Annotated in this window: 13 protein-coding genes, 2 tRNA genes and 1 other RNA gene; 10 read left to right on the top strand and 6 right to left on the bottom strand. The window is 24.2% G+C overall.

Going from position 1 to position 12,402, the window contains the following annotated elements; all coding sequences use genetic code 11:
• Window positions 1-80: 80 nt before the first annotated feature.
• From rpmF to H0H35_RS00550, 3 genes are read left to right on the top strand one after another with little or no spacing between them, the layout of a single operon-like run.
• On the top strand, window positions 81-266 hold the full coding sequence (rpmF, locus tag H0H35_RS00560) for a 50S ribosomal protein L32 (protein ID WP_185883026.1): 186 nt from the start codon (window positions 81-83) through the stop codon (window positions 264-266).
• A gap of 16 nt (window positions 267-282) precedes the next feature.
• Entirely contained in the window at window positions 283-741 is a 459-nt protein-coding gene (accB, locus tag H0H35_RS00555; RefSeq protein ID WP_317167198.1) for an acetyl-CoA carboxylase biotin carboxyl carrier protein, read from the top strand.
• A gap of 5 nt (window positions 742-746) precedes the next feature.
• Entirely contained in the window at window positions 747-2,090 is a 1,344-nt protein-coding gene (locus tag H0H35_RS00550) for an acetyl-CoA carboxylase biotin carboxylase subunit (RefSeq protein ID WP_185883025.1), read from the top strand.
• 13 nt (window positions 2,091-2,103) lie between these two features.
• Here H0H35_RS00550 and prfA read toward each other — a convergent pair whose 3' ends face one another.
• Both prfA and H0H35_RS00540 read right to left on the bottom strand, forming a co-directional pair.
• Entirely contained in the window at window positions 2,104-3,195 is a 1,092-nt protein-coding gene (gene prfA, locus H0H35_RS00545) for a peptide chain release factor 1 (protein ID WP_185883024.1), read from the bottom strand.
• Between the two features lie 44 nt (window positions 3,196-3,239).
• On the bottom strand, window positions 3,240-3,656 hold the full coding sequence (locus tag H0H35_RS00540) for a DUF4293 family protein (RefSeq protein WP_185883023.1): 417 nt from the start codon (window positions 3,654-3,656) through the stop codon (window positions 3,240-3,242).
• 121 nt (window positions 3,657-3,777) lie between these two features.
• Between H0H35_RS00540 and rho the strand changes: the two genes are divergently transcribed.
• The 3 genes from rho to H0H35_RS00525 all read left to right on the top strand — a co-directional run bounded on the left by rho (window position 3,778) and on the right by H0H35_RS00525 (window position 6,669).
• Window positions 3,778-5,343 (top strand): transcription termination factor Rho, encoded by a 1,566-nt coding sequence (gene rho, locus H0H35_RS00535; protein WP_185883022.1) that lies wholly within the window; start codon window positions 3,778-3,780, stop codon window positions 5,341-5,343.
• Between the two features lie 61 nt (window positions 5,344-5,404).
• Window positions 5,405-5,477: transfer RNA gene (locus H0H35_RS00530), tRNA-Met, on the top strand.
• A gap of 37 nt (window positions 5,478-5,514) precedes the next feature.
• Window positions 5,515-6,669: a DNA recombination protein RmuC gene (locus tag H0H35_RS00525; RefSeq protein WP_185883021.1), complete on the top strand. Its 1,155-nt coding sequence runs from the start codon at window positions 5,515-5,517 to the stop codon at window positions 6,667-6,669.
• 27 nt (window positions 6,670-6,696) lie between these two features.
• Here H0H35_RS00525 and H0H35_RS00520 read toward each other — a convergent pair.
• From H0H35_RS00520 to H0H35_RS00510, 3 genes are all read right to left on the bottom strand, one after another.
• A tRNA-Ser gene (locus H0H35_RS00520) sits at window positions 6,697-6,786 on the bottom strand.
• Window positions 6,787-6,801: 15 nt separating this feature from the next.
• Window positions 6,802-7,147: RNase P RNA component class A (rnpB, locus tag H0H35_RS00515), an RNA gene on the bottom strand.
• 5 nt (window positions 7,148-7,152) lie between these two features.
• Window positions 7,153-7,872, bottom strand: a complete 720-nt coding sequence (locus H0H35_RS00510; protein ID WP_185883020.1) for a YebC/PmpR family DNA-binding transcriptional regulator — start codon at window positions 7,870-7,872, stop codon at window positions 7,153-7,155.
• Between the two features lie 66 nt (window positions 7,873-7,938).
• Between H0H35_RS00510 and rpmB the strand changes: the two genes are divergently transcribed.
• The 4 genes from rpmB (at window position 7,939) to htpG (ending at window position 11,304) form a co-directional block, all read left to right on the top strand.
• On the top strand, window positions 7,939-8,166 hold the full coding sequence (rpmB, locus tag H0H35_RS00505; protein ID WP_185883019.1) for a 50S ribosomal protein L28: 228 nt from the start codon (window positions 7,939-7,941) through the stop codon (window positions 8,164-8,166).
• An 11-nt stretch (window positions 8,167-8,177) separates the two neighbouring features.
• A complete protein-coding gene (gene rpmG / locus H0H35_RS00500; RefSeq protein WP_185883018.1) occupies window positions 8,178-8,360 on the top strand; it encodes a 50S ribosomal protein L33 in 183 nt (60 codons plus the stop codon).
• 164 nt (window positions 8,361-8,524) lie between these two features.
• Window positions 8,525-9,472, top strand: a complete 948-nt coding sequence (gene ftsY / locus H0H35_RS00495) for a signal recognition particle-docking protein FtsY (RefSeq protein ID WP_185883017.1) — start codon at window positions 8,525-8,527, stop codon at window positions 9,470-9,472.
• Window positions 9,469-11,304, top strand: coding sequence for a molecular chaperone HtpG (gene htpG, locus H0H35_RS00490; RefSeq protein WP_185883016.1), 1,836 nt, complete (start codon window positions 9,469-9,471; stop codon window positions 11,302-11,304). Before ftsY ends, htpG begins: the two co-directional genes overlap by 4 nt.
• Before the next feature lie 17 nt (window positions 11,305-11,321).
• On the opposite strand, the gene H0H35_RS00485 is transcribed toward htpG, so the two are convergent.
• A complete protein-coding gene (locus H0H35_RS00485; protein ID WP_185883015.1) occupies window positions 11,322-12,107 on the bottom strand; it encodes a 3'-5' exonuclease in 786 nt (261 codons plus the stop codon).
• Window positions 12,108-12,402 lie beyond the last annotated feature (295 nt).

Below are 12,402 nucleotides of genomic sequence, written 5' to 3'. Positions count from 1 at the left end.
AATATAAAAAATATTTTACACATCTAATTTTATTTCTAAATTAGTATATTAATAATCATGAAATATATAAAACATTAATTATGGCACATCCTAAAAGAAGACAATCTAAATCTAGAAAAAATAAAAGAAGAAGTCGCATAAAAATAAAAAAACCATTATTAATCCAATGTTCTCTAACTAAAAAAAAGCATTTATATCATCATTCACATTGGGTTGATAATAAACTTTACTATAGAAATAAATTAGTATATAATCGAGAAAAATAGCAATATTATAATATTTATGGATATAGATATAAAAAAAATAAAATCTATCATTCATATCATTTCTAAATCGGATATAAATGAGATAAAAATTCAAAAAGGAGACACGATAATTCATATAATAAAAAATTTTTTTAAAAAGAAAAATCATTATGTAAAAAAATCATTTTTTTCGAAAAAAATTCATTCAAACGTTAATTATTCTAACAAATTTTATAAAAAAAATAAAAAACAATATTTAACGATAAAATCTCCTATGATAGGAACTTTTTATCGTAGTCCACATCCAGATAAAAAACCATTTGTAGAAATAGGAGATTTTATCAAGATTGGAACAAAAATTTGTGTAATAGAATCAATGAAATTATTCAATAATATTGAATCTGATATAGAAGGAAAATTAATTCAAGTTCTTGTAGAAAATGAGACCCCCGTTGATTATGATCAACCCTTATTTTTTTTGGAACCTAATGGATAAAAAGGATGTTCAACAAAATATTGATAGCAAATCGAGGAGAAATTGCCTTACGAATAATAAGAACAGCAAAAGAAATGGGGATAAAAACAGTATCTGTCTATTCTACAGCAGATAAATATAGTCTTCATGTATATTTTTCAGATGAAGCAGTTTGTATCGGTCCACCCAATCCATATCAATCTTATTTAAATATTCCAAATATTATTTCTGCAGCGGAAATTACAAATGTTGATGCTATTCATCCTGGATATGGATTTTTATCTGAGAATGCATATTTTTCTTCTGTTTGCAATAAACATGGAATAAAATTTATAGGATCAAATTTTAATAATTTAATTAGAATAGAAAATAAAATTACTGCAAAAAATATATTAACCAAAATTGGCATTCCTTGTATTCCAGGTACTAATTCTTTGATCAATTATTCTTATAATGAAATAGAAAAAGAAGCAGATAAAATTGGATATCCGATTATTATAAAATCTATTTTTGGAGGTGGTGGAAAAGGAATTCGACCCGTTTTCAATAAAAATCTTTTGCAAAATTCTTGGGAAGAAGCAAAAAAAGAATCTTTATCTTGTTTTGGTAAAGAGGAATTATATCTTGAAAAATTAATTTTAAATCCAAGACATATTGAAATTCAAATAATAGGAGATCAATATGGAAAAGTATGGAATTTATATGAAAGAGACTGTTCTATTCAAAGAAGAAATCAAAAATTGGTAGAAGAAACTCCTTCTCCGTTTTTAGATCTCACTCTTAGAAAAAAAATGGAGAAACAAGCAATAAAAACAGCAAAAATTTTTCATTATGAAGGATTAGGAACAATAGAATTTTTAGTAGATATAAATAAAAATTTTTATTTTATGGAAATTAATCCAAGAATACAAGTAGAACATACTATAACCGAAGAAATCACTGGATTAGATTTAATAAAAGAACAAATATCTATAGCATATGGAAACAAACTTTCTAAAATAAAAAAAACTAGTCATAATCGTTACGCTATAGAATGTAGAATTAATGCAGAAGATCCATATCATAATTTTCGACCTGTTTCTGGTAAAATTACTCATATTCATTTACCAGGAGGGCAAGGCGTACGTGTAGATACACATATTTATTCTGGATACTATGTCCCACATTATTATGATTCTATGATAGCAAAACTTATTACAAGTTCACAAAGTAGAATAGAATCGATTCAAAAAATGAAACGTTCGTTAGATGAATTTGTAATTGAAGGAATTCAAACTACTATCCCATTTTATAAAAAACTTATGAATAATAATGATTTTATAAAAGGAGATTATAACGTAAGTTTTTTAGATAATCAAGATTTAAATTGATTATGATTGAAATTTAGTTTTCACTTTCAATTTTTTTTATGAAATTTATCATTTTTTGAATATTTCCATTCATAAATCCTATTAAATCAAAAATAGATTTTTGTATTCGATGATCTGTCACTCTATTTTTTGGATAATTATAAGTACGTATTTTAACAGATCGATCTCCTGTAGAAACTAATGATTTTCTTTTTATTGATCTTTTTTTTAAAACTTTTTTCATTTTATAGTGATAAATACGAGATCTTAAAATATCCATAGCTTTTTCAAAATTTTTATGTTGAGAACGACCTTCTTGACATTCTACACTGGTTTTGCTTGGTATATGAGTAAGTCTTACTGCTGATTCTGTTTTATTAACATGTTGTCCACCAGCACCACTTGATCGAAAAGTTTCTTTTTTAATATCATTAAAATTGATATTAACCTCTATTTTTTTGACTTTTGGTAATACGGCTACTGTAATAGCAGATGTATGAATTCTTCCTTGAGATTCAGTTTCTGGAATTCTTTGCACTCTATGTACTCCAGATTCAAATTTTAAATTTCCATAAACATTTTGACTTCCAATTACTTCTAAAATTATTTCTTTATATCCTTTTACATTTCCTTTTTTAGCATGTATAATGTTATATTTCCAATTTAATTTTTTAAAATACATCATATACATTCTAAGAATATCTTCCACAAATAAACATGCTTCGTTTCCACCTGTTCCAGAACGCAATTCTAAAATTACATTTCTTTGATCTTCTAGTTTTTCATTGTATTCTTTATCTTTTTTAGAAAAAAAAATGTTGGAATATTTTGTTTCTATATAATTTATTTGATGTAAAATTTTCTTTATTTCTGAAATAGCTAATTGTCTCATATCTTCATCTGTATCATTTTCCGAAATATGAATAGCTTCTTGAAATAACATGATTTTTTGATTATATTTTTTATATAAATGAATTATTTTATCCAGTTCTACATATTTTTTGAAAAATAATCTATATTTTTTTTGATTTTGATAAGAAAAATTGTAATTCTCAATATTTTTAGAAATTTCAAAAAATTGTTTTTGAAAATATTCTAATTTATGAATGAATAAAGTTTTTTTCATTTTTTCTAATCAATTTGAAAAATATTATTGAACATTTATAATGTTTATCGTATTCTATTCATAGAATCTATAATTTTCAAATCTGTTTTGATAGATTTATTTGCAATATTCAATACTATTGAATTGAAAATGAATAATATTAATAAAAAAATCCATTTTTTTTTTATTAAAATGTTATGAAAATATTTATCATCATAAAAAAAATAAAATACTTTGATTATGCTAATTGATATATTGACAAGTATATTAATTTTATTCAATAATATTTGTATTTTTTTCTTATGAAAGAAGAAAAAATATGATATAGATAATAATAAACATAAGGATATAAAAAAAATATTCGATTGTAATGAAAAAAAATATTTTTTTTCTACAGGATACAGAATATATAAAGAAACAATATCTATTATAATAGATATTATTAAATATAATGTTTGTATTTTACATAATTTGTATAACATATTTAATATTTTATTTTTAAGTTCTATTTAATTTTTTGTTTGTATTCGTCATTTATAATTTTATACCAAATAAAAAGGGTATATTATCATCCAAACAATAAAAAAATAATCCAACTACTTTATGTTTGATATTACTGAATTAAAAAGTAAAAAACTTTTTGAATTACAGGAGATAGCTCGTTCTTCAGGATTAAAAAAATGTACACAATTAAGAAAAAACGAACTTCTTAAAAAAATTATTTCTATTTCTAATAATAGAAATATATCAACGAATTCTCCTTCAAATTTAAAAAAAGAAAATTCTATAAAAAAAATATTTAAGGATCGAAGAAAAAAAGTGGAATTAAAACATTTATTTACAGAAAACAAGAAAAAAAAAAAATTTCAGGAACATTTAAAAATAAATAAAAATTCAGAAGATAGATTTCAAAAAAAAAATCAAAATTTTTCTAATTTTCATTGGAAAAAAGATAATCGACATGAACATCATTATATGTCTCATTATGGAAATCAATCAGGAGGAATGCAGAAACATCATGCATCTAATAAATATAGAACACCAGAATATGAATTTGAAGGAATAGTAACTAGTGAAGGAGTACTAGAAATCATGCCAGAAAATTATGGATTTTTAAGATCTTCAGATTTTAATTATTTATCATCTCCTGATGATATTTATGTATCTCAATCTCAAATAAGACTTTTTGGAATGAAAACAGGAGATACAATAAAAGGTGAAGTCAGACCTCCTAAAGAAGGAGAAAAATACTTTCCTTTAATTAAAATTCTTGAAGTAAATGGACGTAGGCCATCTTTTGTTAGAGATAGAAATTCTTTTGAACATTTAACACCTCTATTCCCAAATGAAAAATTTAAATTAGCTGAAAAAAATGCAACTATTTCTACAAGAATTGTCGATCTTTTTACTCCTATTGGAAAAGGTCAACGAGGTATGATCGTAGCTCCTCCTAAAACGGGAAAAACTACTTTATTAAAAGAAATAGCTAATGCTATTGCAGCAAATCATCCAGAGGTATATTTAATTATTTTGTTAATCGATGAACGTCCAGAAGAAGTAACAGATATGCAAAGAAATGTAAAAGGAGAAGTCATTGCATCTACTTTTGATGAACCTGCTGATAAACATGTAAAAGTCGCAAACATTGTATTGCAAAAAGCGAAAAGAATGGTAGAATGTTCTCATGATGTTGTTCTACTATTAGATTCTATTACCCGACTAGCACGAGCTTATAATACTGTAGCACCTACTTCTGGAAAGGTATTATCAGGTGGTGTTGATGCAAATGCTTTACATCGTCCCAAAAGATTTTTTGGAGCAGCTAGAAATATAGAAAATGGGGGGTCTTTATCTATTATAGCTACTGCAATGATTGATACAGGATCAAAAATGGATGAAGTTATTTTTGAAGAATTTAAAGGTACAGGGAATAAAGAACTTCAATTAGATAGAAAAATAGCTAATAAACGAATTTATCCAGCTATTGATTTAGTATCTTCTAGTACAAGAAAAGACGATCTGTTATTGGATAGAAAAACTTTACAAAGAATGTGGATTTTAAGAAAACATCTTTCGGATATGAATCCAGTAGAAGCTATGGAATTTTTAAGAATTAGAATTTCTAGAACTAAGAATAATGAAGAATTCTTAATATCTATGAATGGATAAAATTAATTTCTAATTAATATTTGATTTTGTAAATGAAAAATATTATATTGGATTCATATATCGCGGGGTGGAGCAGTTGGTAGCTCGTCGGGCTCATAACCCGAAGGTCATAGGTTCGAGTCCTATTCCCGCTATTTTTATTTAGGATTTCTCTGTATAAGAATATTATTTATGTCTTTGTATTTATTTCTATTGTTCATTTTTATTGCATTTATCTATTTTTTAAGAAAAGTTGAATTATTGATTCGCGAAGAATTCAAAAATCAAAGAAGAGAAAATAATGAATTATATCAATATAATTATCGTTATATGAATAATTCATTGAAAGATATAAAAGAAACATATGGTCAATCCATTATTGATTTTCAAAGTTCTATAAAAAATAATATTCAACTTTATATTGATCATAATTCTAAAAAATTAAATTCTTTTTATGAAAAAAATCAAAAAATTTTTGATTCTATAGAAAAGAATATAAATGAAATAAGAGATTCTCTAAATGAAAATTTTCAGGCTTCTCTAAATTTTCATTTAGAGAAATCATTTAAATTAATAGGAGGACAATTATTGTCATTGCAAAATGGTTTAGGAGAAATGCAAGTATTAGTAAAAGATGTGAGTTCTTTGAAAAGAACATTGAATCATGTTAAAATATGTGGAAGTTTTAGTGAAATGCAGTTATCTATGTTATTAGAACAAATTTTATCTCCAGAACAATATTCCTCCAATGTAATCACAAAATCTAATACAAATTTTGTAGTAGAATTTGCTATTAGACTACCAGGTGTTGGTGATAAAAACATTTGGCTTCCAATTGATGTGAAATTTCCAAAAGAAACGTATGAAAGATTGCAAGAAGCTTATTATCAAGGTGAAAAAAAATCGATAGAAATAGCTATAAAGAATATGGAATCTGTATTGAAAAAAATGTCTAAAGATATTAAAGAAAAATATATAGATCCGCCAAATACTACTGATTTTGCTATTTTGTTTCTTCCATTTGAAGGAATATATGCAGAGATTACAAGACATTCTAGCTTATTAGAAGAATTGCTTAGAAAATATAAAACGGTTATAGCCGGTCCTTCTACTTTAGCAGCTGTATTAAATAGTTTACAAATAGGATTTCGTACATTAACCATACAAAAAAAAACATCTGAAATTTGGAAAGTATTAGAATCAGTGAAGCAAGAATTTCAAAAATTTGGTGTATTACTACATCAAGTTCAAGATAAATTGCAGGGAGCATCAAGAGATATAGAAACATTATTAGGAGTAAGAACTCAATTAATCTATAAAAAATTTCGAGACATAGAAAAGAATTAAATCAAAGTGTTTAATAAATAAACAAAACGGAGAGAAAGGGATTCGAACCCTTGACACTATTTTCATTTGTGAACACGCTTTCCAGACGTGCGCCTTAAACCTCTCGGCCATCTCTCCTAAAAAAAAGATTAATCAAAAAGAAAAATCATAAGCCGGATTCTGTTTTGATATAATAATTCATAAATGAATATATATTATATGATTCCTATCATTTATCTAAAATTTAAGTTACCCTAAATTTTTATCTGCCTACCCCTCGGCATCAACCGAGCAAATTACTACCGGTATATATGGCATTTCACCTCGTAGAGTTTACATGATTTCACTATAGATTACTATACTAAAAATATTTATATAGTACTATACATTCTTTCTGTTGCACTATTCCTCATTTTACAATGGAAGGGTGTTACCCTTTACGACGCTCTATGGTGTCCGGACTTTCCTCATTTTTTCATGCGATAGGTCATTTTTCTTTTTTAATTAATGACTTTTTTCTTCGTATAAATTTGAATATACATTTTCTACGTCATCATGTTCTTCAATTTGTTCAATCAAATTAAAAATTTTTTTTTTTTGATCTTTTGAAACATGTTTGGTTTCTTTAGGAATAATATTGACTTGACATGTATAAAATATATTGAGTTTTTCTAGATGATTTTTCATATTCCCAAAATATTTAAAATCTGTATAAATATAAATTTTATTCTTTTTTCTTAAAAAATCTTTTGCTCCAAAATCGATAGACGTAAGTTCAAATTCATCGATTGATTGGTGAATATTTTTTTCTTTTATAATAAAAAATCCAACTCTATGAAAAAAATGAATGAGTTCTTTTTTTTTACATAAAGTACCGCCTTTTTTATGAAACATATGTTTTATGCTGGAAATAGTTCTTAATTTATTATTTGTATTACATTTTATAATCATACTTATTCCATCTATTTTTCCTTCTAAATTTAGAATTGTATAATTTTCTTTTTTTATTTGTAATGCTTTTTGGATAGTTTTTTCTATTGTATTTTTTGGAATATTTACTGATTTTGCGTTTATAATAGCGTTTTTGATACGAAAATTATTAATTCCTGATTTTTTGACAGCCATAAATATTTCTTTGATATGTTTTGAAAAAATTTTTGATTTTCGAAAATCTTGATTATTTTTTCTTCGTTGTATATTAGCCCATTTACTATGTCCTGACATAAAAAGTGTTTCTTTTTATATATATTTAAATATAAAATAGTATTTTCAATTTTTTAAAAAAATTTTATGGCAAAAATTTGTGAATTGACAGGAAAAAAAGTTATGATGGGGAATCGTGTTTCTCATGCAAATAACAAAAATAAACGTCGTTTCAATATCAATTTATGCAAAAAACGTTTTTTTTTAATAAAGAAAAATAAGTGGATTACATTAAAAATCAGTGCTTATGCTATTCGGATCATCGATAAAATCGGAATAGAAAATGCATTGAAACGTTTTAAATATAAATATTAAAAATAACTTATATGAGTAAAAAAGGAAGTAGAATTCAAGTAATATTAGAATGTATTGAGCACAGAAAATTAGGATTATCTGGGTGCTCTAGATATATTACAACAAAAAATAAAAAAAATAACCCAAATAGAATGAAATTAAAAAAGTTCAACCCAATTTTAAAAAAATATACAATACATAAAGAAATTAAATAATTTTTATATGCCTAAAAATAAGTTGAGTGATATAAAAAAGAAAAAAAATAAAATGATTTTAGCCATAAAAATGATTAAATCTAATAAAAGGCACTTTTATAGTTTTGAACAAAAAATGATTTCGGAAAAAGAAGTTAAAAAATTTTTTTCCAAAAAATAATTATATGTTTTTTTTCAGAAAAAAAGAAAAGTTTTTATGTAAAAGATATAAAGAAAATAAATCATCTTTTTTTTCCAAACTTAAAACATTTTTTTCCAAAAAATCAAAAATTAAAATAGATGAAATAGATAACATTGAAAAAATATTATTAACGTCCGATATAGGTACAGAAACGACAATAAAGTTGATTCAAAGTTTAGAAAAAAAAATTGAAAAAAATAAGATATTAGATGAACATATACATGATGTGATTAAACATGAAATTCTTCGTTCATTTATTCATGTTAAAAAAGAATCTTTAAAAAATACGATTGACAAAAATAAAAAACCATATGTATTTCTAATAGTAGGAGTAAATGGAGTAGGTAAAACAACTACTGTTGGAAAATTGTCATTTCTATTAAAAAAAATGGGATTCAATCCAATTATAGGAGCTTCAGATACTTTTCGTGAAGCAGCTATTGATCAACTTGAAATATGGTCAAAAATGGCAAATGTTCCTTTAGTGAAACAACGTATACATTCAGATCCCGCTTCTGTAGCTTATGATACATTACAATCTGCTATTTCAAAAAAAAGAGATGTAGTAATAATTGATACAGCTGGTCGATTACATAATCGAACCAATTTGATGAAGGAATTATTTAAAGTGAAAAGAGTTATAAAAAAAGTTATACCAGAAGCTCCTCATGAAATCACTTTAATTTTAGATGCAACTAATGGACAAAATGCTTTTGAACAGGTAAAACAATTTATTTCTTTCATTGGAATATCTTCTATTATTCTAACAAAAACAGATGGAACGGCTAAAGGAGGATTTATTATAAAAATAACAGATCAATTTAAAATACCTATTTTATATATAGGAGTAGGAGAAAAAATAGAAGATTTAAAAGAATTTAACGAAGTTAAATTCGTTGATTCTTTTTTTGAAAAAAATTTAAGATTATGAAAGAAAATACAATTCGGGTTTCTTCAGAAAATATCTTTCCCATTATTAAGAAATTTTTATATTCAGAACGAGATATATTTTTACGTGAACTGATCTCTAATGCTACAGATGCAATTATCAAATTCAAAATATTATGTAATGTTTCTAATATAGAAAATATTAATAACGAATGGAAAATTCAGGTTTTAATAGATAAAAATAACAAAACACTTCATATTATCGATAATGGAATCGGAATGAATGAGAAAGAAGTAGAAAAATATATTAATCAAATAGCTTTTTCCGGTGCGGAAGAATTTATTCAAAAATATAAAAACTCAGATATTATTGGTCATTATGGATTAGGTTTTTATTCATCATTTATGGTTTCAGATAAAGTAAAAATACTAACTCAGTCTTATCAAGAAAAATATCCATCTGTATGTTGGGTTTGTCAAGGTTCTACCAAATTTTTCATGAAAGAAACTGAAAAAAAAAATAGAGGAACCGAAGTGATTTTATTTATTGATAAAAATAATGAACAGTTGTTAGAATATGAAAATATTGTACAATTACTTAAAAAATATTGTAAATTCATGCCTGTGAAAATTTTTCTTTCTTCGAAAGATGAAAATAAAGATAACGTTTTGATTAATAACACGTATCCTGCTTGGAAACGAAAACCTATTGAATTAAAAGACAAAGATTATTTACATTTTTATAAAGAACTTTATCCAAATCAATTAGATGATCCTTTATTTTGGATTCATCTAAATATAGATCATCCATTTCATTTAACAGGTATTTTATTCTTTCCTAGAATAGAGAAAAAAATGAATTTACAAAAAGAAAAAATACATTTTTATCAAAATCAGGTCTATGTAACAGATAATTTAGATGAAATTGTACCAGATTTTTTAAGTTTATTAAAAGGTGTAATAGAATCTTCAGATATAACACTCAATGTATCACGTTCTCATTTACAAAATGATAATCTAGTAAAAAATATATCTAAATATATAACAAGGAAAGTATCAGATCAATTACATTTAATGTATCAAAATGATATCACTTGTTTTCAAAAAAAATGGGATAATATCAAAATTATAGTGGAATATGGAATGATAAGTACACCTAATTTTTTTGATCAAGCTATCAATTTTTATTTGTTTATTACTGTAGATCATATTTTTTATTCTTTTATAGATTATAAAAAAAAAATAGAAAAATCGCAAAAAGATAAGAATGGAAAAGTAGTATTTCTATATTCATCAAATAAAGATGAACAATATAGTTATATTAAAAATGCAAAAAATAAAAAATATGATGTATTACTAATGGACAGTCCACTTTTGGTTCATATTATTCAAAAATTGGAATTGTATGATAAAAATATTTCTTTTGTAAGAATTGATTCAGGTTCCATTAATGAGTTAATATTCATTGATGAAATGAATGAAAAGTTAGTTACTGAATTATCCGATGATAATAAAAAGAAATTGGAAAATATGATAAAAAATAATTTAATAAACAATTTTCATTTTTCCATTAAATTAGAACGTTTATCTAAAGATGAAGCTCCGTTTATGATAATCATTCCAGAATGGATAAGAAGAATGGAAGAAATGAAAAATGTATTAGGAAAAGAAGAAGAACAAAAAGATCATTACTATCAAATGATAGTAAACACTAATCATATTTTGATTCAAAATATATTAAAAGAAATGAATGAAAAGAAACAAATCAAAATTCTTAAAGAAGCATTAAATTTAACTCTTTTATATAAAAATATGTTACGGGGAAAAAATTTGGATATTTTTATTTCAGAAAAATTGAAAGACTTAATTCAATAATTTCCTATTTTTTGTGATCAAAATGAATTTTTTTTTTTTGTATTAAACTTTTTCAGTTTAATTCCTGTTAATATTTTTTTTGTATATAAAGGAAAATCAGAATTTTGTATCCATGCATAATAATTTGGATCTATATCAAATATATCTATTATCTTTTTACCTTTATATTTTCCAAAGTTAAATATTTCATGACCATTTTCATCCATTTTGATAAATCCAGCAAGATCTGCAATATTTTTTTGGTGAGAATATTGATCCAAACTTTTCACATCTTTTTTTAAATTTTGATATTTATCTAATTGAGCTAAAAGTATTTCATATGTAGCAAAAACATCTTCTTTAGCACTATGAGCTTTATTAATCGTTTTTTGACAAAAATATTTATAAGCAGCAGAAAGTGTTCTTGGTTCCATTTTATGAAAAATGACTTGGACATCTATTGTTTTGTGTTTCTTTATATCAAAAGATATTCCTGCACGAAGCATTTCTTCCGCTAAAATTGGAATATCAAATCTATTAGAATTATATCCAGCTAAATCACTATTTTCCATCATTTGAAATACAGAATAAGCTATATCTTTAAATGGCAATTTTCCTATCACATCTTCATCTGTTATTCCATGTATAGCAGTTGATTGTGGAGGGATCGGAATTCCAGGATGAATTAGCCAAGTTTTATTTTCTTTATTTTCATTTGGAAATATTTTTAATATAGAAATTTCTATAATTCTATCTTTTCCTATGTTTATTCCTGTTGCTTCTATGTCAAAAAAACATATAGGTCGGTAAAGTTTTAATTTCATTATTTAATGATATAAAATTTTTTTATGAAGATAAATAGAAGTTATTACATATTCAATTATAATATATGAAAGAGATAATAAATTTAATAAAAATATCATAAATGTTCTTTTTTTTTCGAGAAAATACTTAAAATTTTTGATAAATCATAAGTACTTTATATATCCAAAAATCACATGATAAAAATATGATAGATATCATAACCATAGAAAAAACATTAATATTTAACATTGAATTATAGATATGAATCCAAAACAAAATATGTATTGGTGTAATTAATATACCAATTTTTTGTTT

It is taken from the genome of Blattabacterium cuenoti (genome assembly GCF_014252435.1).
Lineage (GTDB): Bacteria > Bacteroidota > Bacteroidia > Flavobacteriales > Blattabacteriaceae > Blattabacterium > Blattabacterium cuenoti_X.
This window is presented reverse-complemented; position numbering and strand designations above follow the sequence as displayed.